The 26,801-nt window shown below is 60.7% G+C and carries 22 protein-coding genes and 1 pseudogene; 12 read left to right on the top strand and 11 right to left on the bottom strand.

Annotation, left to right across the window (positions count from 1 at the left end; translation table 11 throughout):
* Window positions 1–138 precede the first annotated feature (138 nt).
* The 3 genes from D3M70_RS00940 to D3M70_RS00930 all read right to left on the bottom strand — a co-directional run bounded on the left by D3M70_RS00940 (window position 139) and on the right by D3M70_RS00930 (window position 2,289).
* Window positions 139–900: an SDR family oxidoreductase gene (locus tag D3M70_RS00940; RefSeq protein WP_120123582.1), complete on the bottom strand. Its 762-nt coding sequence runs from the start codon at window positions 898–900 to the stop codon at window positions 139–141.
* 155 nt (window positions 901–1,055) lie between these two features.
* Window positions 1,056–1,814 (bottom strand): hypothetical protein, encoded by a 759-nt coding sequence (locus tag D3M70_RS00935; protein ID WP_120123580.1) that lies wholly within the window; start codon window positions 1,812–1,814, stop codon window positions 1,056–1,058.
* On the bottom strand, window positions 1,804–2,289 hold the full coding sequence (locus D3M70_RS00930) for a hypothetical protein (protein WP_133306427.1): 486 nt from the start codon (window positions 2,287–2,289) through the stop codon (window positions 1,804–1,806). The genes D3M70_RS00935 and D3M70_RS00930 overlap by 11 nt, the downstream gene beginning before the upstream one ends.
* 275 nt (window positions 2,290–2,564) lie before the next feature.
* Between D3M70_RS00930 and D3M70_RS00925 the strand changes: the two genes are divergently transcribed.
* The 4 genes from D3M70_RS00925 to D3M70_RS00910 all read left to right on the top strand — a co-directional run bounded on the left by D3M70_RS00925 (window position 2,565) and on the right by D3M70_RS00910 (window position 8,105).
* Window positions 2,565–3,569 (top strand): NADP-dependent oxidoreductase, encoded by a 1,005-nt coding sequence (locus D3M70_RS00925; protein ID WP_120123577.1) that lies wholly within the window; start codon window positions 2,565–2,567, stop codon window positions 3,567–3,569.
* 142 nt (window positions 3,570–3,711) lie between these two features.
* Window positions 3,712–5,868, top strand: a complete 2,157-nt coding sequence (locus D3M70_RS00920) for a TonB-dependent siderophore receptor (protein WP_120123576.1) — start codon at window positions 3,712–3,714, stop codon at window positions 5,866–5,868.
* 246 nt (window positions 5,869–6,114) lie between these two features.
* Window positions 6,115–7,458, top strand: coding sequence for a CDP-diacylglycerol--serine O-phosphatidyltransferase (gene pssA, locus D3M70_RS00915; RefSeq protein WP_120123574.1), 1,344 nt, complete (start codon window positions 6,115–6,117; stop codon window positions 7,456–7,458).
* Between the two features lie 5 nt (window positions 7,459–7,463).
* Complete coding sequence (locus D3M70_RS00910; RefSeq protein ID WP_120123572.1) at window positions 7,464–8,105, top strand: TetR family transcriptional regulator; 642 nt, start codon at window positions 7,464–7,466, stop codon at window positions 8,103–8,105.
* Window positions 8,106–8,332: 227 nt separating this feature from the next.
* Here D3M70_RS00910 and D3M70_RS00905 read toward each other — a convergent pair whose 3' ends face one another.
* From D3M70_RS00905 to D3M70_RS00890, 4 genes are all read right to left on the bottom strand, one after another.
* Window positions 8,333–11,935 carry a molybdopterin cofactor-binding domain-containing protein gene (locus D3M70_RS00905; RefSeq protein ID WP_256659650.1) on the bottom strand — a complete coding sequence of 1,201 codons (3,603 nt, stop codon included), beginning with the start codon at window positions 11,933–11,935 and terminating at the stop codon, window positions 8,333–8,335.
* Between the two features lie 14 nt (window positions 11,936–11,949).
* A complete protein-coding gene (locus D3M70_RS00900; RefSeq protein ID WP_120123570.1) occupies window positions 11,950–12,435 on the bottom strand; it encodes a (2Fe-2S)-binding protein in 486 nt (161 codons plus the stop codon).
* A gap of 173 nt (window positions 12,436–12,608) precedes the next feature.
* Window positions 12,609–13,067, bottom strand: a complete 459-nt coding sequence (locus D3M70_RS00895; protein WP_120123568.1) for a MarR family winged helix-turn-helix transcriptional regulator — start codon at window positions 13,065–13,067, stop codon at window positions 12,609–12,611.
* Between the two features lie 186 nt (window positions 13,068–13,253).
* Window positions 13,254–14,303 carry a 2,5-dihydroxypyridine 5,6-dioxygenase gene (locus tag D3M70_RS00890; protein ID WP_120123567.1) on the bottom strand — a complete coding sequence of 350 codons (1,050 nt, stop codon included), beginning with the start codon at window positions 14,301–14,303 and terminating at the stop codon, window positions 13,254–13,256.
* A 358-nt stretch (window positions 14,304–14,661) separates the two neighbouring features.
* Here D3M70_RS00890 and D3M70_RS00885 point away from each other — a divergent pair, with 358 nt between their 5' ends.
* From D3M70_RS00885 to D3M70_RS00870, 4 genes are all read left to right on the top strand, one after another.
* Window positions 14,662–15,810: an FAD-dependent monooxygenase gene (locus D3M70_RS00885; protein WP_120123565.1), complete on the top strand. Its 1,149-nt coding sequence runs from the start codon at window positions 14,662–14,664 to the stop codon at window positions 15,808–15,810.
* On the top strand, window positions 15,807–16,625 hold the full coding sequence (locus D3M70_RS00880; protein WP_120123564.1) for an alpha/beta hydrolase: 819 nt from the start codon (window positions 15,807–15,809) through the stop codon (window positions 16,623–16,625). Before D3M70_RS00885 ends, D3M70_RS00880 begins: the two co-directional genes overlap by 4 nt.
* A 137-nt stretch (window positions 16,626–16,762) precedes the next feature.
* Window positions 16,763–17,398, top strand: a complete 636-nt coding sequence (locus D3M70_RS00875) for an N-carbamoylsarcosine amidohydrolase (protein ID WP_120123562.1) — start codon at window positions 16,763–16,765, stop codon at window positions 17,396–17,398.
* 387 nt (window positions 17,399–17,785) lie between these two features.
* Window positions 17,786–19,099 (top strand): MFS transporter, encoded by a 1,314-nt coding sequence (locus D3M70_RS00870; protein WP_120123560.1) that lies wholly within the window; start codon window positions 17,786–17,788, stop codon window positions 19,097–19,099.
* Window positions 19,100–19,241: 142 nt separating this feature from the next.
* Here D3M70_RS00870 and D3M70_RS00865 read toward each other — a convergent pair whose 3' ends face one another.
* On the bottom strand, window positions 19,242–20,216 hold the full coding sequence (locus tag D3M70_RS00865; protein ID WP_120123559.1) for an aldo/keto reductase: 975 nt from the start codon (window positions 20,214–20,216) through the stop codon (window positions 19,242–19,244).
* Window positions 20,213–21,514 (bottom strand): NTP/NDP exchange transporter, encoded by a 1,302-nt coding sequence (locus tag D3M70_RS00860; RefSeq protein WP_120123557.1) that lies wholly within the window; start codon window positions 21,512–21,514, stop codon window positions 20,213–20,215. Before D3M70_RS00860 ends, D3M70_RS00865 begins: the two co-directional genes overlap by 4 nt.
* 185 nt (window positions 21,515–21,699) lie before the next feature.
* Between D3M70_RS00860 and D3M70_RS00855 the strand changes: the two genes are divergently transcribed.
* The 3 genes from D3M70_RS00855 to D3M70_RS00845 all read left to right on the top strand — a co-directional run bounded on the left by D3M70_RS00855 (window position 21,700) and on the right by D3M70_RS00845 (window position 23,759).
* Window positions 21,700–22,035, top strand: a complete 336-nt coding sequence (locus D3M70_RS00855) for a hypothetical protein (protein ID WP_120123555.1) — start codon at window positions 21,700–21,702, stop codon at window positions 22,033–22,035.
* Between the two features lie 225 nt (window positions 22,036–22,260).
* The gene (locus tag D3M70_RS00850; RefSeq protein WP_120123553.1) at window positions 22,261–22,833 is read left to right on the top strand and encodes a TetR/AcrR family transcriptional regulator; all 573 of its coding nucleotides are present in this window, start codon (window positions 22,261–22,263) and stop codon (window positions 22,831–22,833) included.
* A gap of 62 nt (window positions 22,834–22,895) precedes the next feature.
* Window positions 22,896–23,759 (top strand): SDR family NAD(P)-dependent oxidoreductase, encoded by an 864-nt coding sequence (locus D3M70_RS00845; protein ID WP_120123551.1) that lies wholly within the window; start codon window positions 22,896–22,898, stop codon window positions 23,757–23,759.
* 75 nt (window positions 23,760–23,834) lie between these two features.
* On the opposite strand, the gene D3M70_RS00840 is transcribed toward D3M70_RS00845, so the two are convergent.
* Window positions 23,835–24,176, bottom strand: a complete 342-nt coding sequence (locus D3M70_RS00840; protein ID WP_120123550.1) for a carboxymuconolactone decarboxylase family protein — start codon at window positions 24,174–24,176, stop codon at window positions 23,835–23,837.
* 113 nt (window positions 24,177–24,289) lie between these two features.
* Between D3M70_RS00840 and D3M70_RS00835 the strand changes: the two genes are divergently transcribed.
* Window positions 24,290–25,198, top strand: coding sequence for an AraC family transcriptional regulator (locus tag D3M70_RS00835; RefSeq protein ID WP_120123548.1), 909 nt, complete (start codon window positions 24,290–24,292; stop codon window positions 25,196–25,198).
* An 89-nt stretch (window positions 25,199–25,287) separates the two neighbouring features.
* Here D3M70_RS00835 and ligD read toward each other — a convergent pair.
* Window positions 25,288–26,800 (bottom strand): annotated as a pseudogene (gene ligD / locus D3M70_RS32495) (DNA ligase D); the annotation flags it as partial.
* Window position 26,801 lies beyond the last annotated feature (1 nt).

Genomic DNA, 26,801 nt, shown 5'->3' with positions numbered 1-26,801 from the left:
TGGAGCGCCACCCCGGCGGCTCCCACGCCTTCCAGGCAGAATCACCTCGGCAGGCATCGCCAACAATGCACCTCTGGCATCTAACCGCCTGGCCGGATTGCTACGCATTGCAGGCGGTCAGAAGATCACGCACCACGATCAGAACGCGGTCACCCCACCGTCCACCGCCAGTGAGTGCCCCGTGGTGAATGCGGCGCCATCGCTGCACAGGTACAGCACCGCGCTGGCGATTTCCTCGACCTTGCCGATGCGCCCGACCGGGTGCATGGTCGCGGCGAATTCGGCCTTGCGCGGGTCGGCTTCGTGAGCTCGGCGAAACATGTCGGTGTCGATCACTGCCGGGCACACCGCGTTGACCCGGATGTGTTTCTTGGCGTATTCGATGGCGGCCGATTTGGTCAGGCCAATCACCGCGTGTTTCGACGCAGCATAGATACTCATCTTTGGCGCAGCCCCCAGACCGGCCACCGATGCCGTGTTGACGATGGCGCCACCGCCCAGGGCCAGCATCACCGGCAACTGGTACTTCATGCACAGCCAGACGCCTTTGACGTTGACCCCCATGATCGCGTCGAACTCCGCCTCGCTGCCTTCGGCCAGACGCCCCTTCTCGATCTCGATGCCCGCGTTGTTGAAGGCATAGTCGACCCGACCGAATACCTCTACGGCCCTGATCATCATGTGCTGCACGTCGGCTTCTTTAGTGACGTCGCAGCGCAGAAACAGCGCGTCGCCGCCGCCCTGACGAATCAGTTCAGCGGTCCCTTCCCCACCGTCGCGGTCCAGATCGACAGCCACCACTTTCAATCCCTGCTCGGCGAAGGCCAGCGCCGTCGCCCGGCCAATCCCCGCCGCTGCGCCAGTGACCAGGGCAACCTGTCCGGAAAACGTCATGGTCATTTAACAGCCACCTTTTTCGATTAGAGAGGAAGAATCAGCGATATCGCTCATTGGCGACCTGGATTACCTGGGCCAATCTATCAAGCACGCTTGGCTTCTCCACCAAAATCGAGGAGCCGACTATCTACACATGACTTGCAGTGATCCCATCGCGCTCAGACCTTCTGGCACACCAAGACCCCTGTCGACGACCTCGAGGGATACCATGCCAGCTGCCCACGTGTGGTGTCGCCGTAGACGAGAAAAATCGCAACGTAGTTGGTGATGGTTTGCTGGAAAATCGTCCGGTATCTGATTCGCAGCCTCAGCATCTCAGGAATGAAATTCCTCACGGAAGATGCGTTGGCGATACTGTTTGAATGCTCGACCCAATTATTGTGCGGGTGTTCGACGCTTGCATCGTAGAAGCAGTACTGCCCATCAGCCAGAGAAGGAAACAACTTCGTATTCACCTCCTCAATCGATACCACCGGAAACTCAAACTGTTGACCTGCGCCAATTGTGATGCCTTGGCCCCCTATCTTTGTATAGAGAAGGCTGCGTTTGACAGCGATGGGCCTAGACGCTGCGATCGGCTCGTTCTCCTTTTCCAGTACTGGATAAACCGTGATGTTTTCCGCTCGAAGTCCGGACGGGTTCTTCAGTGTCACAGTCAAGAAGCGCCGCCCGCCATCATAGATATTTGAGGAGAACGAAACTTTGTCGATGACCACTTGGGTGGGATGAGTCGCCATCAGATAAGCATCCTGAATACTGGACCTCATCTGGATGGGACAACTGATATTCACCGGCGCAGAGGCATTGTTGGTGATCGGGCTGCATGGCCCGTATGTGGTCTGATCGGCCGCAGCTAAACCGGCTGCAAACGACAGGCCCATTGTCGCAGCTATCGCTGAAGGGATTTTAATGGCCATTGATATTAACCGTGCCGTTCATGCCATTGATGATGGGACTGTTGGCGCCATGAGTGATCTGCCGGGTGGGAACCGATTGCTGAGCGGGTGCAGCAACGAGCAATTTATTTACCAGCACATCGAAGACATGCAATCGGCACTGATCCGCTTCCTTAATCGCCTCCAGCACCTGCTCCTTCAATACCCCACGGTGCTCTTCATTCACATAATCGCCGGAGAGGCGAACATTGGCTTTCATCAATTTCTTCAATACAGCGGCGGTTTCGACGTCGATGACCGCCCCAACATCCATCTTGCTCTGGCCGCCTTCCTGGGGAGCGTTAGCGCATATCGTCGTCGCCGCCGTCAGAATGTATTCCCTCGCTTTTTGCTGAGACGAATCATCGCCTACAGCAACGGCAGACGCTGAGGCAGCCGCTACGTTTGCGGCAATGAACAGCATACTGCCGATGACCCGCTGTTTGATTAACTCCACGCTTGCCGTCCCTTTTCCGTACATTTGCAGTCCAACCCGCACACCCCATCCAATCTCACCAGGGGCGCTTGAGTCCGGGTCCCACTTTCATTAACGGCGATGTGGAGGAAAGCTTTATGCCAGAAAACTCGTGAAATTCTGCCGTTCCGAGGATTGGACATACCGACGGCGACATCGAAGCTGGCTATGAACCGGTATTCGCTGCAACGGCTTTGCTTGCCCTGGCGCGGTTCCGGGGCTATCACTGGCGTTTCCCTCTCGATCAGGAACCTGCCATGACCACCCTGAACAACCGTCAATTCCTTTTGTCCCGCCGCCCGGTCGGCACTGCCAGTCGCGATGACTTCACCTTTCAGACCGTGCCCGTCGCCGAGCCAGGCGCCGGACAGATTGTGGTGAAGAGCGAATACCTGTCGCTGGACCCCGCCATGCGCGGCTGGATGAACGAGGGCAAGTCTTATATTGCACCGGTCGAACTGGGTGCGGTGATGCGTGCGCTGGGGGTGGGCAAGGTCGTCGAGTCGCAGGATCCGAAGTTCGCCGTAGGCGATTACGTTCAGGGTGTGCTCGGCGTGCAGGACTATTTCGTGGGTGAGCCCAAGGGCTTTAACAAAGTCGACCCTAAACTGCTGCCGTTGCCGGTTTACCTCGCGGCGCTGGGCATGACCGGGATGTCGGCGTATTTCGCGTTGCTGGAAGTCGGCCAGCCGAAAGATGGCGACACGGTGGTGATCTCCGGCGCGGCGGGTGCGGTGGGCAGCGTTGCCGGGCAGATCGCAAAAATCAAAGGGTGTCGAGTGATCGGCATCGCCGGGGGCAAGGAAAAATGCCAGACGTTGATCGATGAGTTCGGCTTCGACGGAGTGATCGATTACAAGAACGAAGACATTCACGCGGGGTTGAAACGCGAATGCCCGAAAGGCGTGGACGTGTTTTTCGACAACGTCGGCGGCGACATCCTCGACGCCGTGCTCACTCGCCTGGCGCTCAAAGCCCGAGTGGTCATCTGCGGCGCGATCAGCCAGTACAACAATAAAGAAGCCGTCAAAGGCCCGGCCAACTACCTCTCATTGCTGGTCAACCGCGCGCGCATGGAAGGCTTTGTGGTGATGGACCACACCGAGCACTTCCAGAAAGCCGGGATGGAAATGGCCGGCTGGCTGGCGCAAGGCAAGCTCAAGAGCAAGGAGCACGTCGTAGAGGGCCTGGAAACGTTCCCGGAAACCCAGCAGATGCTGTTCAAGGGCGAGAACCACGGGAAACTGGTGTTGAAAGTCTGAGTCACCAATGTGAAAAAAAGGTGAAAAAAGTCGGCCCCAGTGATAACAATTCGCAATCACTTCCTGATAGCATCTGCGCCGAAGAAACATTCGCATTGCCAGGGAGGCTTTTCGCAGACTAGACATCTACAGGAAGCTTCCCATGGCCTTACGCCTCCCTTCTCGCCCGACCCTGCTCGCGCTGTGCTGCTCGGTCAGCGTCAGCGCCTACGCTGCTGACCAAGCCATTGAACTCGGGGCCACCGCCGTCGATGCTCAAGCCATCAAACAGACCCCAGGCGCCTTGCCCGAGGAGTTCGCGGGCGGCCAGGTCGCACGCGGCGGGCAGATGGGGCTGCTGGGTAACCAGGACAACATGGACGTCCCGTTCACGATGACCAGCTACACCTCGAAGCTGATCGAGAATCAGGGGGCGGAAAACGTCGGTGACGTGTTGCTCAACGATCCCTCGGTGCGTATGTCCGGGGGCTTCGGCAACCAGTCCCAAGCCTTCGTGATCCGTGGCCTGCCGCTCAACGGCGACGATATTTCCTTTAACGGGCTCTACGGCGTGTTGCCGCGGCAGATCATCTCCGTTGATTCGGTGGAGCGGGTCGAGGTGTTCAAAGGGCCTAACGCCTTCCTGAATGGCGCCAGCCCGACGGGGACTGGCCTGGGCGGAAGCGTCAACCTGCAACCCAAACGTGCTGAAGACTTACCCACTCGCCGTTATACCCAAGACATCTCCACTGACGGACGGGTCGGCGAGCATCTGGACATCGGCCAGCGCTTCGGTGAGGAAAACCGCTTTGGCGCGAGGCTGAACCTGAGTCAGCGCGAAGGCGAAACCGCCATTGACGATATGGATCAGCGCTCGAAGCTGTTCATTGCCGGATTGGACTACCAGGGCGATCGCTTCCGGATTTCGACCGATTTTGGCTACCAGAAAGAGCTTATCAATCACCTGCGCAATAACGTGCGATTGGGCACAGGGCTGACCAGCATCCCCCACGCCCCGGATTCGGATCATAACTACGGACAGGACTGGAGCCATCAGGAAACCGAAGACACGTTCGGGATGTTCCGCGCCGAATACGACCTCAGTGACAGTTGGACAGCCTACCTGGCAGGCGGCGGCAAGCACACCCGCGAGACCGGCGTTTACGGCACGCCCGTCCTGACCAATGCGGCCAATGGCAATGGCACGATCAGCGCATCCGATACCAACCACAACGAGGACAATGGCACGGTCATGGCCGGTGTGAACGGCAAGTTCCAGACCGGGCCGGTCAGCCACCAGATCGCACTGGGCGTTGCGAGCATCTGGACCCGCCAGGAAAACGGCTACATCTTCTATAACAGCGCGCCCACCAATATCTACACCACGCCCTCGATCGCGAAGCCGAGCACCCCCACCCTCGTCGGAGGCGATTTGGGGGATCCGGACCTGGCAGGCAAAACGCGCAATCGCAGTCTCGCGTTGTCGGACACGGTGGGACTGTTCGATGACTCGCTGTTGCTGACCTACGGCATTCGTCGCCAACAGTTGCGGGTCGAGAACTACAGTGTGAACACTGGCGCTCGCACGTCACTCTACGACGACAGCATCACCACGCCGGTTTACGGCATCGTGTACAAACCTACGGACACGGTGTCTCTGTACGCGAACCGCATCGAAGGTCTTGCTCAAGGTCCGACGGCCAGTGGCAATGTGGTGAACATCGGGCAGACATTCCCGCCAGGGCGCACCAAGCAATACGAGGCCGGCGTCAAGCTGGACATCGGCACATTCGGCGCGAACCTTGCGGCGTTCCGCATCGAGAAGCCTACTGATGGCTTTACTGAAGGCAACGTATTCCTGCGCGAAGGCAAGCAAGTCAACCGTGGCGTGGAATTCAGCGTGTTCGGCGAACCCCTGGATGGCCTGCGCCTGCTGGCCGGCGCCACCCGAATGGAATCCAAACTCGAAGACACCGCGGGCGGCACCAACGACGGCAACCATGCGGTGGGTGTCCCGACCTTCCAGATGAACGCCAACGTCGATTGGGACGTACCAGGCTTGCAAGGCGTAGCGCTCAACGCACGCTTCCTGCGCACGGGCGGGCAGTATGCCAACCCGAGCAACACGCTCAGCCTGCCGACCTGGAACCGCTTCGACGCGGGCGCGCGCTATGCGTTCAAGGTCGCGCAGAAAGACGTGACCTTGCGGGTCAATGTCGAGAACATCGCCAACAAGGATTACTGGGCGTCCGCCAACGGTGGTTATCTGACCCAGGGCGATCCGCGGTTGGTGAAGTTTTCCGGCACCATCGATTTCTGATCATTACGCCAAACCGCTTTTGTAGGAGCGCGCTTGCCCGCGATTGCGTCGGGTTGGTTGAATCATCATCGACTGACCGGGCGCAATCGCGGGCAAGCGCGCTCCTACAGATGAGGGACCTGTCGCACTTACGTGCCCCGCTTGCTGAAATCTTGCTGAACAACCCAACGATCCCGCTGCCAAAACCACCAGAAGGCGCACTCTGGTGTAAGCTCGTGCGCTGTTGATTCGATCATCGAGAGGCTTATGCGGGCTCCTTTCCGACGTTCCACCCTTGCAGCGCTGCGCGGCTTTGAATCGTCCAGCGCGGCGATCACCATCCTGCCGAGCGCAGCCGACTATCGCCGGGCGTTGCTCGAGAAGATCGCGTCGGCCACCCAGCGCATCTACATCGTCGCCCTGTATTTGCAGGAAGACGAAGCCGGCCAGGAAGTCCTCGATGCCCTCTATGCCGCCAAGGCCACACGGCCAGCGCTGGACATCGTGGTGCTGGTGGACTGGTTTCGCGCCCAGCGCGGGCTGATCGGCGCAGGTAAACAGGCGGGTAACGCGGCCTGGTATCAGGCGCAGAACTTGGAACACGATCAGGAAGTCCCGATTTACGGCGTGCCAGTGCAGACCCGCGAGCTGTTCGGGGTACTTCACCTCAAAGGCAGCATCATTGATGACTGCGTGATCTACACCGGCGCCAGCATCAACAACGTCTACCTGCACAAGCAGAGCAAATACCGCCTGGATCGCTACCAGTTGCTGGAAAACAAAGCCCTCGCCGATTCCTTCCAGCGTTTGGTCACCCAGGAAATCCTGCCCTCCGATGCGGTGCACCGGCTCGACCTGCCGTCGCCGCCAGCCTCGCGCAGCATCCGTGGGGAGATCCGCCAGTTCCGTCAGCGTCTCAAGCGCGCCAGTTACGACATCAACGACGGGGTTAGGGAAAACGGCGAGCTGCGCCTGATTCCGCTACTGGGTATCGGCAACAAGAACCCGCTGAGCAAGGTCGTGTGCGACCTGATCGCCGCCACTCGACATCAGCTGACCCTGTGCACGCCTTATTTCAACATGCCGCTGTCGGTCAAGCGCGAGATCAACCGTGCCCTCAAGCGTGGTGTCAAAATCGACATCATCATCGGCGACAAGACCGCCAACGACTTCTTCATCCCGCCAGCAGAGCCGTTCAAAGTCATCTCCGCGCTGCCCTATCTGTACGAAATCAGCCTGCGACGCTTCATGCAGAAGCATCAGACCGCCGTCGACAAGCACCGCCTGAACATTCATTTGTGGAAGGACGGTGACAACACTTACCACCTCAAGGGCTTGTGGTCCGACGAGCGCTATACGCTGCTGACCGGCAACAACCTCAACCCCCGCGCCTTCCAGCTCGACCTGGAAAACGCTGTGCTGATCGATGACCCCAAAGGCGAATGGCTCAAGCCGCGAAACGATGAAGTCGAGCTGTTGATGCGAAACACCCATCGCGTCGGCAAATTCGATGAGCTGGACACCCTGAGCGAATACCCGATTGGCGTGCGCACTTTCCTGCGCCGCGTCAGTCGTGTGCGGGTCGAGCGTCTGCTGTATCGGATTCTTTGAGCGCCATGAGCAAAAACACCGGTATTCGCGCGCAGCAAGCCGAAGAAACCCGCGCACGCATTCTCAAGGCCGCCGTCACGGTCTTCACCCGCGATGGTTACTCGGGCGGGCGCATCGAGAAGATCTCCGCCGAGGCCGAATCCAACGACCGGATGATCTATTACTACTTCGGCAACAAGGAAAAGCTCTTCGTCAGAGTGCTGGAGCACACCTACGAGCAATTCAACCTGGCCGAAGCCACGCTGCAACTGGACCCGGCAACGCCGGTGGAAACCTTGCGTCAGTTGGTGGCATTCGTCTGGGATTACTACGTGAGCCATCCGGAGTTCGTCGCGATCCTGAGCATCGAAAACCTGCACAAAGGCAAGCATGCCAAGCAGTCCAGCGAACTGCGGCGCCTGTCCGGTGAGGCGGTGGGCGTGCTCAGGCCGATCATCGAAGCCGGCCAGCAGCGCGGGCTGTTTCGCGACGACGTGGACATCAGGCACGTGTACCTGATGATCGCCTCGCTCTGCTATTTCTATAACTCCAACCTGCACACCCTGACCTCGTTTCTGGGGCACGACCTCGCCGGTCAGGGCGAGCGCCAGGACTGGTTGGCGTTCATTCAGGACCTGGTGGTGCGTGGGGTGATGGTGTTGCCGTAGATGCCGACATAGCGCTGATCCTGCCTGCTAGATGTGGGGTCACGCCCGGTTGCTTCTGCCCGAAGGGCGTGGGAGTTCGGCTTGCCGACGATCTGCTGCGAAGCAGTAGTAAAGCCAGGCGCCCTGATCAGTTCAGACCGAACGCATCCATCGGATTTGCTGCCGGCTTCCGGCAGATCGTCGGCAAGCCGGACTCCCACGCCTCCGGCAGAAGCGGGACGAGCGCGTCAGTGCGTTCCGGGATTTGCCTTCAGGTACGCCACCTTCTCCCTCAATCCGGTCCACTGCGGCTCCTTCGGCGCAAAACGGCTGCGCAGGTACGCTGCCAGGTCGCTGATCTGCGTGTCGGACAAGCTGTCGCCGAAACCCGGCATGTAGCCCAGATCCGCCGTCGCAGGTTTTGAAATCCCCTGCTGAATCACCTTGATCAGGTTATCCGGCAGCGCACTGTGAACGTTGGTATTGCTCGCCAGTGACGGGCTGACCCCGAACAGCTTCGGCCCCAGACCATCGGCGTGACAGCCCTGGCAAGAACCCTCGAACACCCGCTGGCCATTGCTCAATGACTGCGCCGACACCAGCGGCTCAGGCTTGCGCGAGGAAACCGGTTCAGCGGCAACCGAAGCCGCCTGGGCCGAGCCGTTGAGCGACGCCAGATACACCGCCATCGCCCGCACATCCGACTTCGGCAGTTTCGCCAGCTCCGACACCACCGGCCCCATCGGCCCTGCCGCCACGCCATGGGCATCGGAGTAACCGCTGCTCAGGTAATTGAACAACTGGTCTTCAGTCCACGGCGTCGGGGATTTCGACAGGCTGTTGAGCGCTGGCGCTTCCCAGCCATCGACCATGCCACCGGCAAGAAACGACGTGCCGCCCTTCTCTGCCCCCATCAAATTACGCGGCGAATGGCACGCTGCGCAGTGTCCCAAGCCGTTGACCAGATACTGCCCGCGATTCCACTGCGCGCTTTGCTGCGGCTGAGCCTGCACTTCGCCCTTGCGCAGGAACAACGCATTCCAGCCTGCCATCAACGGCCGCATGTTGAACGGGAACTGCATGCTGTTGGCCGGTTGAACCTGTTTTACCGGGGCTTGCGACATCAGATACGCGTACAGCGCCTGCATGTCGGCATCTTCGATATTTCGAAAAGCGGTGTAGGGAAACGCCGGATACAGGTGTTTGCCATCGCGACTGATGCCGTCACGCATCGCCCGTTCGAACGCCGGATAGGACCAGTTACCTATGCCCGTCTCCGGGTCCGGCGTGATGTTGCTGCTATACAAAGTGCCGAACGGCGTCTGCATCGCCAGACCGCCCGCATTCACAGAGCCTCCCGGCGCGGTGTGACACACCGCGCAATCACCGGCCGACGCCAGCAAGCGCCCACGCTCCAGCGTCGCCGCTGACCAGGTTCCAGCGCTGGGCGGAGTGATGGGCGCGATCTCCGCGCGCCAGGGCAATGCCGTGGCCGCCATGCCCAGCACCGCGCCGAATGCCGCGAACAACGAGCCGAACAACCATTTAGAGCGCTTGGCCTTCGGCGACTCCGGGGGATTGCTGTTGGCCTCCTCGCCTGCATTTTTAAGCGCTGCCAATACTCGCTCGGCGGTAATTGGCAGCTCGCGAAAGCGAATCCCGGTGGCGTCATAAATGGCATTGGCAATCGCTGCCGCACTCGGCACCGACGCCGACTCCCCTGCCCCCATCGGCGGCTCGGCCTGGCGCGGCATCATCATGACGTCGACCTTGGGCACCTCAGGGAACGTCAGGATCGGATACCCGCCCCACTCCTTGCTGGCGACCGTCGACTCCTCGAACGTCACGCGCTCCTTGAGCACACGGCTGGTGGATTGAATGACGTTGCCGTGGATCTGATGCTGCACCCCCGCCGGATTGACCATCATCCCGGCGTCGTGTCCGATCACCACGCGCGTCACCGAAACATCGCCGGTGTGTTTGTCTATCGCAACGTCCGCGACCCACGCCGCCCACGCCGCGCCGAAGCCGGGAAACTTGCTGTGGATGTAACGTGCATAGGCGAAGCCGCGACCGCGCAGCACGCCATCTTCTTCGGGGATCTGCATCGGTTGAGTGCGCGGCGTCCAGTTGGCACGCTCCGCGGTGGACTTCACCAGTTCCGAAGCGCGCTCGTCGTGCAGATAACGCAGGCGGTATTCAACGGGGTCGACCCCCGCCGCGAACGCCAGCTCGTCGATGTAGGACTCGTGAGCGAAGGTGTTGGGAAGCGCCGACACCCCGCGCATCCAGGACGCGCGAACGATGGGCGCCATGTCGTTGATGGTCACGCGCATGTGTTCGATGTCGTAGGGTGGGATCGAGGTGCGGTCGCCCATTTCGAACATCACCGACACCGGATCGACGCGCCCGGTCAGCAGCAGCGCCAGTGTCGGCGAATTGTTCGACGGATAGCGGGTGGTGAAGTCATAACCGGCGATGCCACCCTCGGCATTCAAGCCGCCATCGACTTCCATCAACTGCGCGGTGCCTTTGGGTTCCCAGGCATGTTCCTGCTCGCGGGTCAGTTGCACCCGCACCGGCAGACCGACCGCCCGAGACAGCAACACGGCATCGGCACACACATCATCGGCGCAATTGCGGCCGTAACAACCGGCGGCCTCCATGCGGATGATTTCAATCTTTTCCTCGGGGAATTCCAGCAGCCACGCCAGATCGGCGCGCAGCATGTGTGGGTTCTGCGTTCCCGACCAGACGCGAATGCCGTCTTCGCGGTAGTCCGCCAGCCCGCAAGACGGTCCGATGGAGCCGTGAATCTGGTAGGGCCAGAGATACGTGCGGGACATCCGTTCGCTGGCATTGGCCAAGGCTTCATCGACATTGCCTTTATCCAGCACCACTCGCTCAACGCTGGGGTTATCGCGAATGGCCTGCTCGAGGTCGCTCATGTCCGGCAACTGGTGTTGCCAGGGCTTCCAGCTGACCTTCAGTTCCCGCGCCGCTTTCGCAGCCTGCTCTTCGCGCATGGCCACGATGCCGATGAAATCGCGGATCACCACGACCCGTACGATGCCGGGAATGTGGGCGATGGAAGACTCATCGACTTCCAGCAGACTGGTGCCGACGAACTCGCCAGTGTCGTAACCCGAATAAGGCGGACGCACGACTCGCCCGTGGAGCATGTCCGGCAGACGCATGTCATGAACGTAGGTCAGCTCGCCGGTGGCCTTGGCCGGAATGTCGACCCGCGCAGCGACCGTGCCGACCAGCTTGTAGTCTTCCAGACGCTTGAGCGGTGCGTTACCGGAAATACGCAGCTCGACGTGCTGCCCCGTCAGCAATTCGCCGAAGCGAAGCGTGCGGCCGTCCTGACACTTGATCACCCCGTTTTCAATGACCAGCGAGTCGGCACTCGCTTCCCAACGCTGAGCGGCTTGCTCCAACAGGTATCGGCGGGCCTCGGCGGCGGCATTGCGCAGGGGAATCGCTGAAATCTGCAAGGTGGCGCTGGCGATGGTCGCGCCCTGGTTCGGCGCACGCTCGGTGTCACCGAGGATCATGGTCACCTGATCCATGCGCAGATCAAGCTCTTCGGCGACGATCTGCGCCAGCGACGTGCGGATGCCGGTCCCTAGATCGACGTGGCCGTTGAAGGCATAAACTGTGTCGTCCTGATCGATGGCGATGAACAGCCCCAGTTCCTTGGGTTTGACGGTAGGCGTGCCGCCTTTGGCCACCGGTCCGGACGGCGGCAGGATGTCATCGACGATCAGCAGCACGCCGTCTTTGGCCAGCAGATGGTCGCGGGTCGGGGTGGGCAGCGTCTTAGGCGCAGTGATGGACTGATTCAAAGGTTGCGCTCCGTTCAAGGCTGATGGCGAGCGGCACGCATGACCGCACGGAGGATTTCGATGTGGGTGCCGCAACGGCAGAGGTTGGCGGAGAGTTCGTTGCGGATTTCGGTTTCACTGGGGTGTGGGTTGCGGTCAAGCAAGGCTTTGGCGGTCATGATCATGCCGTTCATGCAGTAGCCGCATTGCGCGGCCTGCTCGTCAATGAACGCCTGTTGCACCGGGTGCAGGCATTGCCGTGAGCCGATGCCTTCCAGGGTGGTGATTTCTCGCCCTTCGGCACCGGCCAGCGGGAACACGCAAGACCGCGCCGCCACGCCGTCGATGATCACCGTGCAGGCGCCGCACTCTCCCAGCCCGCAGCCGTACTTGGGGCCATTGAGCTGCAGGTCATTGCGCAGAATCAATAACAACGGGGTGTCCGCCATCGCCGTGACCGACGAGCGCTGGCCGTTGACGTTCAACGTCACGGTCTTCTGCGCCGATTGCTGCTCACTCATATCGCCTTCCCCATTTCGTTACCAACCGCCTCGCGCTTTTTATGAAGTGCTTACTTCATGAAAAGGGAGCAGGAAGCGTGCCAGTGGAGAAATGGCTGTAGGAACGAGGAGGTTTCGTCGCGAGAAATTAACTGTGCGTGTCGCTCAAAAGGGTCGGTCGACCCGGAACGGTCTTACTCCTCAGGCTCATCGATCAACTTGCGCAGCAGAAACACCACTGCCACGCGCTCGGCCGGGTTGAGTCTGCTCAGTGTCAGTTCGGTAATCTGCGCGGCGCGGGGCACGGTTTCCTGGACCAGTTGCCGGCCGCTGTCGGTCAGGCTGCAAATGACTTTGCGCCGATCCTGCGGGTCCGGGTCGAGGCTGATCAGGTCTCTGGCCTTGAGGCGGTCGACGATGCCGCGAATCGTCGCCTGGTCCACCGCCGTGGCCCTGACCAGTTCGGTCTGCGAGCTGGGCCCGTGATCGCGCAGCGCACAGAGCGTGACGAACTGCACCGCCGTGAGCTGCGAGTCACCGACGTTCTGCTGAAAGATCGCCAGATGACGCTGGTAAGCCTTGCGCAGCAGATGGCCGACCTGCTCGGAAAAGGTGTAGGACTGATTATTGTCGCAGGGGTTGTCAGTGGACACGGATGGCTCGTTCGGCGGGACTTGGAAAGAGGTGGGTACATTAACGGTTGTGGGCAGACAGGGGAATCTACGCCATTGCAATCGTCAACCTGTAGGAGCGGGCTTGCCCGCGATAGCGATCTGTCACCATCGTGGCACCTGTTGAAACACATCGCGGGCAAGCGCGCTCCTACACAACGGGCTTCGTCAGGCCTTCGACGCCTCGGGCGCCACCACGTCCCCGCCCAGCACCACAGCCTGATCATCCAGATAGATATCGCAATGGCGCAGCGGGATGTCCAGGTGGCACGGCGTTTTGCGCGTGCCGCCCACTTCGGTGTTCGGGCCGGTGGAGAACAGGAAGTTGCCGTAAAACGCCCGGGCGTCCATGCACATGCCGTCGTTCTTGTCGTGCAGGCCCATGGCGGTCCATTGGGCTCGCGGTTGCAAGCCCCAGCCGATATGGGAAATGCCGTACACCTCAGGGTCGTTGAAATACTTCATGTAATCGCGCAGGTATTCGGCCTCGAAACCACCCTTGATTGCGGTGATGAAGCCTTTATCGATCTCCAGCACGATCTGCTCACGGGAATAGTTCTTGAATGGCAGGACGATGTCGCCGACGTCGATCACCAGCGTGCCTTCGGCCGTTTCTTCATTAGGCCAGGAAAAGAGGAAGCCACTGGGCCAGTGATCCCAACGCCCCGGCTCGTCGGCGAAACCGTACTCGGTGACCGACGGATACTGCCCCAGTTGCGCACGAAAATCGCTGCCTGCCCGGGACTTCACATGAATCGAGCGCGCTGATTTGAGCACGTGCTCGGCTGCCAGCACGCGCTCCTTGTCGGCAATCGTGGGGAGCATGCGCGCCAGCACTTCCGGTGGCTCAACCGCCAGCAGAATACGCGTGCCGGTCTTGAGGATCTGCTCCTGTTCCGGCGAGTGCAGCAGCATCATGGTGTCGACGATCAGATCCGCCGCTTCCAGCGCCCGCTGCGCCGCGATGTTGCCGGTCAGCGCTGTGTCGCCGCAGTAGGCCGTCATGTCGTTACCCATGGCCTTGGGGTGATTGAATGACGGCAGCTCTACCGCGTACACCTTGGCGCCCAGACGTTGCGCGGCGTCCATGGCGGCGCGCACGGTCCGCGGGTCGGAATAGTGGCTCTTGAGCACCGCCACGCTCTGGGTCGTGTCGACTTTCGACAGTTTCAGAACGTGCTCGAACATCTGGGTCAATTCGCAATCGCTAACTGGCATCTCTCGTCTCCTCGGCATCAGGCCCTGATCAATCGACCAGGCCCCGCGTGCACCATTGAAAGGCATCCCGCTTCAGACTAGTGCATTTTTTGAAGTGTACACACTAATTAAAAGCGATAAGACATCAAACGAATGCCGTCTGCAATAGGCGCGCCATTTCGTTACCGATGCACACAATGCCCGATTTGAAAGGGTTACAGAGGGTGACATGCCTGTTGACGACATCCCGGACTATTTTTTGAAAGAGCTATTCACATTCCAAAAATTAAGCGTATACACTTTAAAACAAAGCGTGGTGACCTCTATCATTTGCCACACACTCACCAAAGATTCGCAAGACACGAAGGAAAAGCGCGCCATGCCTAGCACTCAAAAAATCGCCATCGTCGGAGCCGGTCTGGGTGGCGCTGCAGCCGCCACGTTGTTGCAACAGGCAGGATTTCACGTCGACATCTATGAACAGGCCCCTGAGTTCTCGCGCATTGGTGCGGGGATCCACATGGGTCCGAACATCATGAAAATCTTTCGTCGCATGGGCATCGAGCAGCAACTGAGCGACATGGGCTCGCACCCTGACTTCTGGTTCAGCCGCGATGGGGCCACTGGCGACTACATGTCCCGCATCGCACTGGGTGAGTTCTCACGCAAGGAATACGGCGCGGCCTACATCACCGTGCACCGCGGCGATCTGCATGCGTTGCAGATGTCGACCCTCGCTTCCGGCAGTGTGCATTTCAGCAAATGCCTGACCACCCTCGAAGAGCGCGACAACGGCGTGCGGCTGAACTTCGCCGATGGCACCCATGCCGACGCTGACATCGTGATCGGCGCCGATGGCATCAACTCGAGAATCCGCGAAGAGTTGCTCGGCCAGGAGAAACCGCTGTACAGCGGCTGGGTTGCCCACCGCGCACTGATTCGCAGCGACGTGCTGACGCGATACAACCTGGACTTCGAGAACTGCGTCAAATGGTGGAGCGAGGACCGGCACATGATGGTCTACCACACCACCGGCAAGCGCGATGAGTATTACTACGTCACCGGCGTGCCGCACCCGGCCTGGGATTTCCAGAGCAACTGGGTCGACAGCAGTCAGGAAGAAATGTACGAAGCCTTCGCCGGTTATCACCCCACCGTGCAGGCGCTGATCGAATCCACCGAGAGCGTGACCAAGTGGCCGTTGCTCAACCGCAATCCGCTGCCGCTGTGGAGCCGCGGTCGTCTGGTATTGCTGGGCGACGCCTGCCATCCGATGAAGCCACACATGGCGCAAGGCGCCGGCATGGCCATCGAGGATGCCGCGATGCTGACCCGTTGCCTGCAGGAAACCGGGCTGACCGACTACCGCACCGCCTTCCACCTCTACGAAGCCAATCGCAAGGAACGCGCGTCTCGCGTCCAGGCCGTCTCGAACGCCAACACCTGGCTGCGCACTCAGGAAGATCCGGCCTGGGTTTATGGCTACGACCTTTACGGTCAAGACCTGAAATCGGAGGTGGTGGCGTGAGCACATTCATCCACGGTGGCAACGTTCAAGCCAACGGCATCCGTCAGCACTACTTGCGCTATGGCGGCTCCAGGCACGCCGCCAAACCCGCGCTGATTCTGATCCCGGGCATCACCAGCCCGGCGATCACCTGGGGTTTCGTGGCCGAGCGTCTGGGTCAGTACTTCGATACCTACGTGCTCGATGCGCGGGGTCGCGGGCTGTCTTCGACAGGTCCCGACCTGGACTACAGCGTCGACACCTGCGCCGACGATATCAGCGCCTTTGCCCAGGCCATGGGCATCGACAGCTATCACCTGGCAGGGCATTCGATGGGTGCGCGTTTTGCGGCGCGAACCGCCGTACGTAACCCCAAAGGCCTGAAAAGCCTGGTGCTGATCGATCCTCCGGTGTCCGGCCCCGGCCGCCGCGAATACCCGTCGAAATTGCCGTGGTACGTGGATTCGATCCGTCAGTCCCAGAACGGCATGAGCGCCGAGGACATGCGTGCGTTCTGCCCGACCTGGACCGAGGAGCAACTGCAACTGCGCGCAGAATGGCTGCACACCTGCTACGAGCCGGCCATCGTGCGCGCATTCAACGATTTCCACGAGGTGGATTTCCACCAGGATTTGCCCAAACTGCCGGTCCCTGCCCTGCTGATCGTCGCCGGTCGCGGCGGTGTGATTCAGGCCGAAGACGAAGCGGAAATTCGCCAGTTGCAACCGGCGATTCTGATCGCCCGCGCGGAGAATGCCGGGCACATGATTCCCTGGGACAACCTGCCGGGATTCTTTGCCGCGTTTGGGGATTTTCTGGGCACGCCGCTGGCTTGATAACACCGCGTTTCTTTGCGCCTGGCAGAAGACCTGTAGCAGTCCGGCTTGCCGGCGGTGACAGGTTCAAAATCGCTACCGCCGGCAAGCCGTACTGCTACCGGGTCGGTGCAATGCCGTTATGTAGGGGAGATACCATGACTGAAAAGAACCAGAGCGCCGACGCCAATTATCAAGGGGTGTGGGGCAATCGCATCGGCTTCGGGCAGAAGCCCGCGCTGCTGATGATCGACTTCATGCAGGGCTACACCCAACCGGGCGCGCCGCTGTTCGCACCGGGGGTGGTCAGCGCCGTGGCCGAAAGCGTCGAGCTGCTCGATTGCGCCCGCCAACAGGGAATTCCGGTGGTGCACACCAACATCCGTTATCACCCGTCGCATTTCGTCGACGGTGGAATGTGGGTGAAAAAAGCGCCGGTCATGAAAGACATGGTCGAAGGCAATCCGTTGGCAGCGTTCTGCGAAGAAGTGCTGCCGTTGCCGGCGGAAGTGGTGATCAGCAAGCAGTACGCCAGTTCGTTCTTCGGCACCTCGCTGGCATCGATGCTCCACGCGCAGGGCATCGACACCGTCGTGCTCGCCGGCTGCTCAACCAGCGGCTGCATCCGGGCGACAGCGGTGGATGCAGTGCAGCATGGTTTTCGGACCATTGTCGTGCGCGAGTGCGTCGGCGACCGACACCCCGATCCCCACGAGGCGAACCTGTTCGACATCGACAGCAAATACGGGGATGTCGTGAGCAAGAAGGAGGCAATGGACCGGTTCAAGAAATAAAGAGTCTGTAGGAGCGCGCTTGCCCGCGATTCAGGCGCCGCGCTGAATCAGGCAGTCCGCGTCATCGTTTATCGCGGGCAAGCGCGCTCCTACACAGCCGCAGCAATATGCAATACCGGCAGAAACGGAATTTCCGCCGTCAGAACCAGGCCACAGAGCACTGGTCGCGCAGGCTTCTGGCGCATTCACTGGACACGGTTGCGCCCTTCAAGGGCGAAACAACGCCCAGTCTTCTGACACTGCCTTTGGAAGTCGCCATCCGCTGCTTGCCAAAGTACGGGATGTGCGGCAAACAAAAACCACAAAAGGCCGTATGAGAACGCGGCGAACGCAGGCAAGATCAGCCGCGTCCGTGTTCATCGGTCGAACAAGCGCCAGGAGACACCCATGCCCTCTGCGAATGTAGAAACCACCGCGGCCGATGCCGCGGACCCGATCAAAGCGCTGTACCACAAGATCACCTGGAAGCTCATTCCGTTCCTGTGTTTCTGCTACCTGGCCGCGTATCTGGACCGCATCAACATCGGCTTCGCCAAGCTGCAGATGCTCGATCAACTGCATTTCAGCGAGACCGCGTTCGGCCTCGGTGCCGGGCTGTTTTTCGTCGGTTATATCCTGTTCGAAGTGCCGAGCAACCTTGTGCTGGAAAAAGTCGGGGCGAAGATCTGGATTGCCCGAATCATGATCACCTGGGGCCTGCTCTCGGCGTGCACGTTGTTCGTCAGCACGCCCATGCAGTTCTACGTTCTGCGCTTTTTCCTCGGCGCCGCCGAAGCCGGCTTTCTGCCCGGCGTGCTGTTCTACCTGACCACCTGGTTCCCGACCTACCGCCGCGGCCGCATCATCGCGCTGTTCATGATCGGTTTGCCGCTGTCCAGCGTCATCGGCGGCCCGCTGTCGGGCTGGATCATGGGGCATTTCGATCAGGCTGCCGGCCTGCGCGGCTGGCAGTGGCTGTTCCTGATCGAAGGCGTTCCAAGCGTCCTGCTCGGCGTACTGACCTTCTGGGCACTGCCGAATGCACCGAAAGACGCCAAGTGGCTGAACGCCAGCGAGCAGTCTCTGCTGGAAGACGAGCTGCGTCTGGACGACGCCGAGGGCAAGGACAGCAAGCACAGCTTTCGCGACGGCTTCTTCAACCTGAAAGTCTGGATGCTCGGCGGTATCGACTTCTCGATCCTGCTCAGCGCCTACGCCATGGGTTTCTGGATGCCGACCTTCATCAAGAACGCTGGCGTCACGGACACCTTCCACATCGGCATCCTGACGGCCCTGCCGAGTGTCGCGGCATTGATCGGCATGCTGATGATCGGCGCCAGTTCCGACCGCCGCCGCGAGCGCCGCTGGCACATCATCGTGCCGTTCTGGATCGGGGCCGTGGCCATGGCAGCCAGCCCGTTCTTCACCCACAACGTGGTGGCGACAGTGGTGCTGTTCGCCATTGCTTCGGCGGCGATCATCGGTGCGGTGCCGGTGTTCTTCAGCCTGCCCGCGACCTTTCTCAAGGGGCGCGCCGCTGCCACCGGCTTCGCCCTGGCCTGCTCCCTGGCGAACATCGCCGGGCTGGTCAGCAACTCGATGATGGGCATCGCCATCGACGTGACCGGCAGCAGCGCCGGGGCATTGTGGTTCTTTGCCGGGTGCCTGATTCTCAGCAGCCTGTTGGTCGTGGCGTTGCCGGCGAAGCTGGTCAACCGTTAGTACAGAGGCACAACCCTGTAGCAGTGTGCTTGCCCGCGAGCGCCGTGACAGGCGCCTGTCCGATGACCGGCTGGACGCCATCGCGGGCAAGCGCGCTCCTACAACTGGAAATGCCTTTCTCCAATGACAATCCCGGTGCGGCTTACCCCACCAACGCGATCAGTTGCTGGCGCTGCGCATCGGTCAACAAAGGCCCCATCGCCCCGCCAGCATTTTCCTTCATGTACTTCGGATTCCCCGTTCCCGGAATCGCGCAGGTCACGGCGGGATGGGAGATCAGAAACTTCAGCGCCAGTTGCGCCCAGCTTCGGGCCTGCACTTCCCCCGCCCAGCCGGGCAACGGTTTGTCCTTCAAGCGCCCGAGCAGTCCGCCACCGCCGAACGGTCGATTGCAGATCACCGCCACGCCACGCTCGCGACACAACGGCAATAGCCGCGACTCAACAGCCCGGTCGTCCAGCGCATAGTTGATCTGCAGAAAATCGAATGGCTCAGCCTTCAGCACAGCCTCCACTTCGTCGTAGGCCGACGAGGTGTAATGGGTGAGGCCGATGTAACGGATTCGGCCCTGTTCCTTCCACTGTCGCAGCGTCGGAAGATGGGTTTTCCAGTCCAGCAGGTTGTGGATCTGCATCAGGTCGATGCGGTCGGTCTTGAGCAGGTGGAACGAGTCCTCCATCTGCGCGATACCGGCCTCACGCCCGCGGGTCCAGACCTTGGTGGCAAGAAAGGCCGGGGAGCGCGGCTCGTGAATCGACAACAGCTCGCCCGTGGTCTGTTCGGCGCGGCCATACATGGGCGAGCTGTCGACCACCGTGCCGCCTGCGCGAAACAGTTCGGTCAGGACTTGAGGCAAGCGTTTGTAGGCGTCGCTGCCGGGCTCGACATCGAAACCGCGATAGGTCCCTACGCCGATCATCGGCAGTGCCTCGCCACTGGAGGGAATGGTTCGGGTGAGCATTTTCTCGTCTCCTTGCTTGTCGGATGACGCAGCAGCATTCGCAGCGGGCGCAGGTGACTTCACCCCCGCCGCAGCGGAGTCGAACACCAGCGCAGCGCCGATGCCAGCGGCCAGGGTGAGTAATCGTCTACGGGTGAACAGACCGGAGTCGGTCATGAGAGGCTCCTGTCGTTGTCTTTGTGCTTGAGGTCTTCCTGTCGATTGGCCAGCCATGCCGAAAGCCAGGTCCACAACCCGGCGAACGGTACGATCAGCACTGCCAGCAGGCCAAAGCCGGCCCCCATCGCCGTCAGGCCGACGGACAACCAGCCGCTGGCCGCGTCACCGCCGCGATACACCAGGGTTTCGATGACGTTCTTTGACTTGTACTTTTCTTCGCGGCTGACCACCGTCCACAGCACCTCGCGACCGGGTCGCACGATGGCGAACTCCACGGCGCGGCGCAGTCCCTGGGCCAACGCCACGCTGGCGGGCACCGGCGCCAGCGCCATCGCGGCGAACGCGATCAGCGTGGCGACGGGCATGGCCGCCAAGGCGCCCCCCACGCCGATCAGCCGAATCAGCGGTGCCGTCAACAGCAGTTGAAAGAGCAGCGTCAGCACCGAAACGGTAAGGTCCACATAGGCGAAAAACTGTGTGCGCGTCGCCACATTGGCGTAGCTGCCAGCGACGATGCGGCCCTGTTCAAAGTAGATCAATGTCGCGGCGCTGGTGTGCAGCAGCATGAACAACACCATGCCCAGCAGGTAGCGTGACTTCAGGATCAATGTGACGCCGGCCAGTATCCCGCCGCCCATGCTGCGGTTCTCTTCTCCCAGACGCCGATAGCCCCCCAGCTCATCGGCGCCGCGCGGTTCAGTCCGTTTCAGCAATGCCCGATAGCAGCGCACGGCCAGCTCCAGCAATACGGCAGCGGCGATGGTCAGCGCCAGCGGGCCAAGGCTCATTGCCATGCTCGCCGCCAGCAGCGGGCCGATGAAGGTGCCGAGCGTTCCGCCCGCCGCGATGAAACCGAACAGTCGCCGCCCTTGCTCATTGGAGAAACGGTCGACCAACACGCTCCAAAAGACGGTGACGATGAACAGGTTGTAGACACTGATCCAGACGAAGAACACCCGTGCGACCCACACCGATGTCTGGTAACTGGCGATCAGTGCGCCAAACACCAGCATCGACACGCCAACCAGTCGATACACCAGCGGCACGAAGCGGGTGGCGGGAAGTCTCGCGACCAGAGCACCGTAGAGCGGCACGGCGACGAGCATGACCACGAACGTGGCGGTGAACAGCCATTGAAGCTTGTCCGCGCCGCCCTCAAGCCCCAGCGCATCACGTAAAGGCCGGACAAGGTAGTAGCTGGCGAGCACGCAGAAGTGAAAGGCAAACCCCAGCAGCAATGCCGCCCGCTCGTGGGCCTGAACCTGAAGTCCTTTAAGCGGATGCAGACGGGTCATGTCGCAAGGGATCTGGAACGAACCATAGAGGGCTCCCGTGGGTGACGAATAGCCGGGCACTGGTTGATCGACCGCCAAACCTTCGCGTCGGTTCAACGGCCATTTCGTCCGCCTGCGCAAGATCCCGGGAACGCTCCTTGCCCGCCGTGCGTCACAACTTAAGCACTGACCATGGAGGCAACGAAATGAAGACGGTGATCACCCTGCAAGAACTGGCCGAAGCGGACCTGCGGCCGTACAACGAAGTCTGGCTGACTTCCGCCGAGGCACTAGCAGAAAGTGGGCACAACGAGGACGAACTGTGTCTGTGGCGCTCCAATGACACGTTTACCCACGACATGCTCAGCGAAGGCACACACGACCAGAACGTAAGGGGTATCTGGCTGGTGGTCGATGACATCGACGATCCAGAACAGGTTCTGAACATTGAAGAAGACGTGCGTAACCGCCTGCAGGCAATGGGGCTCAAGGGGGAGTTCTATCCGGCAGAGCTGGGCGACAGCCACGCGTCGGCGGGCTGATCATCTCCAGCCAACAGACGCGATCACCCAACCTGTATTAATCCGGCTCGCTGGCGGCAGCGGTGTTGAGTACGCCACCGCTGGCAAGCCGGACTGCTACAGAGGCCGCGCAATTCTGCCACTCAATCGCTGACCATACGTCGCCTCGCGCGGCGCTCACTTGCCATGTCCATGAGCTAACCGTATAAATGAGCACCTACTCACTCATTACCAGATATAACTTTCATGGCCCGCCCGAAAAGCGAAGACAAACGCAACGCCCTGATCGACTCCGCTCTGCGTGTCTTCGCTGAGCAGGGGTTGGGCGCACCGACGTCGAAAATCGCCAAGGGCGCCGGAGTCGCCGAAGGTACGTTGTTCAATTATTTCGAAACCAAGGACGATCTGCTCAACCAGCTCTACCTGGAGCTCAAAGCGCAACTGCGCGACGCCATGGTCCCCGGCTATCCCAGTGATCAGGACCTCAAATCCCGTCTGCGTCACGCCTGGCACACCTACGTTGGCTGGGGCGTGGCACATCCTGAGAAACGCAAGACCATGGCCCTTCTGATGATGTCGGACCGTGTGACCGACACCAGCAGAATCGCTGGCAGCGAGGCCTTCAACGACATCAGCCGACATATGCAGGAAGGCACGGCGTGCGGCGCGTTACGCGACCAGCCGGGCAACTTCATAGCGGCGATCATGCGCTCACTGGCGGAAACCACCATGGACTTCATGAGCAACGAACCCGAGCACGCCGAACGTTACTGCGAAGCCGGCTTTGCGGCTTACTGGAATGCAATTGCAAAGGACTGATTCATTTACCTCAAAAATGAGTGATTACTCGCTCATATCCGTTTACGAACAGGAGAAACATCATGTCCAAAGTCTGGTTGATTACCGGCAGCGCCAGCGGCCTTGGTCGCAATATCGCTGAAGCGGTGCTTGCCGCAGGAGATCGATTGGTTGCCGCAGCACGGGGTATCCGTCGTCTCGACGATCTGGTCGAGCGCTATGCCTCGCAGATTCTGCCATTTGAGCTGGATGTCACCGATTCCAGTGCCGCCAAAGCGGCAGTGCAGGCCGCGGTCGATCAGTTCGGCCGTCTGGATGTATTGGTCAACAATGCCGGTTTCGGTCACATGCTGCCGTTCGAGCAGATCCAGGAATCGGACTTCCGTCTGGAATTCGAGACCAACTTCTTCGGCGTGGTCAATCTAAGCCGCGCAGCCGTTCCGGTGATGCGCCAGCAGGGTTCGGGGCACATCATTCAAATCTCGTCGGCCGGTGGTCGTCTGGCAACCCTGGGGATGAGCGCCTACCAATCGGCCAAGTGGGCCGTGGGTGGTTTCTCCGACGTGCTGGCCGCCGAAGTCGAACCGCTGGGGATCCACGTCACCACGCTGGAGCCAGGTGGAATGCGCACCAACTGGGCAGTCCGCGCCCGTGGCGACGACACGCCGATCATGGCGGCCTATCAACAGAACGTCGGTGAGATGCGCAGCCTGCTTCGCAACATTGCGGGCAACGAAAACAGCGATCCACAGCGCGTAGCGCAGGTGGTGCTCAAGGTTGCCGAACATGACCAGCCACCCCTGCGCCTGCTGCTGGGCAGCGATGCGTTGCAGTACCTGGCCCCGGTGGAAGCCAATCGTGCCGAGACCGCCGAACGCTGGAAAGCCATCAGCACTTCAGTAGACGCCAGCGCGACGACCGCCGTGCCTTCGCTGCCCACACACTGAGGAAACGAGGTTGCGTAGATCACCACTGCCGGCAAGCCGGACTGCTACAGGATCGATAATGGGCTCGAACCCACCTCACTTCTTCAACGCGTCATATGCTTCAAGCGCGTGCATCGAGTAGATGTACGCAGCGCCCGCATTCAACGAGATCGCGGTCGCCAGTGCGGCCGCTACTTCTTCGCGGGTTGCACCCGCGGCGATGGCGGCTTCGGAGTGGGCACCGATACAACCGTCGCAACGAGTGGTGATCGCCACTGCGATGGAAATCAACTCGCGGGTCTTGGCGTCGAGCACGTTGTTTTCGGCAGCGGCGTCGCCAAGGGCCATGTAAGCCTTGACCATTTTCGGGTTGGTTTTGGACAGCGAACCAAAGGACTGCTTGATGGTGGAAACAAGGTCGGACCAATTGCTGAACATGGTGGTATCTCCTGAGAGCGGCGACTAGACTGCGCCGGGAACACCAATAGTGTCCGCCAAGGGCGTTCGCGTAACTTGCTCGTTTGGCTCATTTCCTTGTCCGAAAGTCGCATATGAACGTCATTGACACCCTCATTACTCTAGCTGACGTGCGCGGCAGCCTTGACCTGCGTTGCCAGTTCCAGGGCGACTGGGCGCTGGATCACGATCAGGAAGCCAGTGGCATCGCGCCCTACCACATCGTGCTGGCGGGGGAATGCCGCGTCGAACTGCCGGACGGTCGCCGATTGAAACTGACCGCCGGAGACATTCTCGTTCTGCCCAGTGGCACCCGCCACCTGCTGCTCAGTCGCGGGGAACGGGTCACGGCGTCCAGCCCGCGACGGGAGACCGGTGGCCTGCTGACCGTGCAACGGTTTGGCGACGGAGTGGAACTGGACCTGCTGTGCGGCCGTTTTCTCTATCAGCGTGATTCCCTTCTGTTTTCGGCATTGCCCGACCATTTGCTGATTGCGACTCAGGCTCTGGACAGTGGCGACGCCCTGCCTGCGCTGGTGACCTTGCTGCGCAACGAAGCGGATGCCAATCACGCCGGGGGGCAGTTCATGGTCAACGCCCTGACCTCTGCGTTGTTCACGCTCGTGTTGCGCGCGCACCTGCTGCAATCCCCACACCACGAAGGCACGTTGGCGCTGCTCAGCGACAAACGTGTGGGGCGCGCCTGGCAGGCCATGCTCGACGATCCTGCACATGAATGGACCATTGACGCCCTGGCCGAACGGGCGAGCATGTCTCGCGCCACCTTCATGCGCGCCTTCGGCAAACTCAGCGGCAGTTCACCCTGGACCCTGCTCACTCAAGTGCGCATGCAAAAGGCTTACGGGCTGTTGAGCCGAACCCAGAGTGGTCTGAGCGACATCGCCGCTCAGGTCGGTTACCAGTCGCAAGCGGCGTTCAGCAAGGTATTCAAGGACACTTACGGCATGGCGCCAGGGCAGTTGCGGCGTAGCCTGGATGGCTGACCATCTGTAGCAGCCCGGCTTGCCGGCGGCAACGTCCTTGAAATCGCTACCGCCGGCAAGCCGTGCTGCTACAAATACTTCTGGCGACCTCACGTCGGCGCCTTCACGCCCAACCGCTTCCACATCGGCTGGGTGATGCGCTGGGTGTTCTTGTATCCCGCCCATGGATCGGCCTTGAGCTTGCGCAGGCGTTTCTGCACGTTGGCGATGTTCCATTGATCGGATGACTTGAGGCCCGCCAGTTCTTCGCGGCTGACCGGCACCGACACCGCCAACCCCGGCCGTGCCCGCGCCGAATAGGCCGCCACTGTACTGGCGCCCCGGGTGTTGCGCAGGTAATCGATGAAAATCTTGCCGACGCGATTCTTGGGTCCGGATGTCGCGGTAAAACGCTCCGGCAACTGCTGCGAGATGAACTGTGCCAACGCCTTGGCAAACGCTTTTACGGTGTCCCAGTCGGCCTTGCGCGCAAGCGGCACGATGATGTGCATGCCTTTGCCACCGCTGGTCTTGATGAAGGCGTCCAGCCCGAGTTCATCGAGCACCGACAGGGTCATCTGCGTCGCCTCGATCATGCTCCGCCATGGCAGCGCCGGATCGGGGTCAAGGTCCAGCACAAAGTGATCCGGCAGTTCGATCTTGTCGTAGGTCGAGCCCCAGGTGTGCAACTCTATGGTGCCCATCTGCGCCGCCCCCACCAGGGCCTGAACGCTGTCGATCTCCATGAGGGCGGCATGGCCGGGATCGAGCTTGGGGTCCAGTTGCTTGATGTTGGGAATCGCCAGACGTTCGGCGTGCTTCTGGAAGAACTGCTCGCCGTCCACGCCATCCGGACAACGCAACAGCGCCACCGCACGATGGTCGAGATGGGGCAGAATCCAGTCGCCAATCGATTCGTAATAATGCGCCAGATCGATCTTGTGCAAACCGCTCTGTTGGTCGATCACGCGCTCCGGGTGACTGATCATCACCCCGGCGACCTCAACCCTGTCCTTGTCGGTGCGCTTACCGGCGGCCTTCGGTTTGTCGGTCTTCTCAGCGGCTTTCGGCGCAGCGGCCTTAGAGGCCTTTGGCTTGAACGGCGCCTTGATATCCTTCGGCGTCTTGGGAAATTCGTGGACCACTTCACTGGCGGGTTTGTCGCTGCGCAGGGCAATGAACGAGGCGTGACGGATGATGCCCTCGCGGGTCCATTCGCCGAACTCCACTTCGCCGACCAGCGTCGGCTTGATCCAGTGCACACCCCGCCCCTGAGCGCTGGTGAGTTTTTTCGCCAGTGGCGAGTCGTCCTGCTCCAGCAGCTTCATCCTGTCGAACAGCTCGCCGAGCATCTTCTGATTGAAACCGGTGCCCACGCGCCCCGCGTACACCAACCCCGCGCCCTCCTCGTTCACTGCCAGCAGCAGGGCACCAAAACCACTGCGGGTACCTTGGGGTTTGGTGAAACCGACGATCACGAACTCCTGGCGCAGCTTGCACTTGAGTTTTATCCAGTCCGGGCTGCGCCGGGATTGATAAACGCTCCCCGCCCGCTTGCCGATCACCCCTTCGAGGGATAACAAGCAAGCACTTTCGATGATGTCGCGATGGCTGGCAGAGAACN

The organism is Pseudomonas sp. LS-2 (genome assembly GCF_003605735.1).
Taxonomy (GTDB): Bacteria; Pseudomonadota; Gammaproteobacteria; order Pseudomonadales; family Pseudomonadaceae; genus Aquipseudomonas.
The sequence above is the reverse complement of the archived record's forward strand: the minus strand, read 5'-3'. Positions and strand labels throughout refer to the sequence as shown.

Bases quoted from the DNA above. Each gene is read 5' to 3' on its own strand.
- D3M70_RS00940 (WP_120123582.1), bottom strand. From the start codon at position 900: ATGACCATGACGTTTTCCGGACAGGTTGCCCTGGTCACTGGCGCAGCG.
- D3M70_RS00935 (WP_120123580.1), bottom strand. From the start codon at position 1,814: ATGGCCATTAAAATCCCTTCAGCGATAGCTGCGACAATGGGCCTGTCG.
- D3M70_RS00925 (WP_120123577.1), top strand. From the start codon at position 2,565: ATGACCACCCTGAACAACCGTCAATTCCTTTTGTCCCGCCGCCCGGTC.
- D3M70_RS00920 (WP_120123576.1), top strand. From the start codon at position 3,712: ATGGCCTTACGCCTCCCTTCTCGCCCGACCCTGCTCGCGCTGTGCTGC.
- pssA (WP_120123574.1), top strand. From the start codon at position 6,115: ATGCGGGCTCCTTTCCGACGTTCCACCCTTGCAGCGCTGCGCGGCTTT.
- D3M70_RS00910 (WP_120123572.1), top strand. From the start codon at position 7,464: ATGAGCAAAAACACCGGTATTCGCGCGCAGCAAGCCGAAGAAACCCGC.
- D3M70_RS00900 (WP_120123570.1), bottom strand. From the start codon at position 12,435: ATGAGTGAGCAGCAATCGGCGCAGAAGACCGTGACGTTGAACGTCAAC.
- D3M70_RS00890 (WP_120123567.1), bottom strand. From the start codon at position 14,303: ATGCCAGTTAGCGATTGCGAATTGACCCAGATGTTCGAGCACGTTCTG.
- D3M70_RS00885 (WP_120123565.1), top strand. From the start codon at position 14,662: ATGCCTAGCACTCAAAAAATCGCCATCGTCGGAGCCGGTCTGGGTGGC.
- D3M70_RS00875 (WP_120123562.1), top strand. From the start codon at position 16,763: ATGACTGAAAAGAACCAGAGCGCCGACGCCAATTATCAAGGGGTGTGG.
- D3M70_RS00870 (WP_120123560.1), top strand. From the start codon at position 17,786: ATGCCCTCTGCGAATGTAGAAACCACCGCGGCCGATGCCGCGGACCCG.
- D3M70_RS00865 (WP_120123559.1), bottom strand. From the start codon at position 20,216: ATGACCGACTCCGGTCTGTTCACCCGTAGACGATTACTCACCCTGGCC.
- D3M70_RS00860 (WP_120123557.1), bottom strand. From the start codon at position 21,514: ATGACCCGTCTGCATCCGCTTAAAGGACTTCAGGTTCAGGCCCACGAG.
- D3M70_RS00855 (WP_120123555.1), top strand. From the start codon at position 21,700: ATGAAGACGGTGATCACCCTGCAAGAACTGGCCGAAGCGGACCTGCGG.
- D3M70_RS00850 (WP_120123553.1), top strand. From the start codon at position 22,261: ATGGCCCGCCCGAAAAGCGAAGACAAACGCAACGCCCTGATCGACTCC.
- D3M70_RS00845 (WP_120123551.1), top strand. From the start codon at position 22,896: ATGTCCAAAGTCTGGTTGATTACCGGCAGCGCCAGCGGCCTTGGTCGC.
- D3M70_RS00840 (WP_120123550.1), bottom strand. From the start codon at position 24,176: ATGTTCAGCAATTGGTCCGACCTTGTTTCCACCATCAAGCAGTCCTTT.
- D3M70_RS00835 (WP_120123548.1), top strand. From the start codon at position 24,290: ATGAACGTCATTGACACCCTCATTACTCTAGCTGACGTGCGCGGCAGC.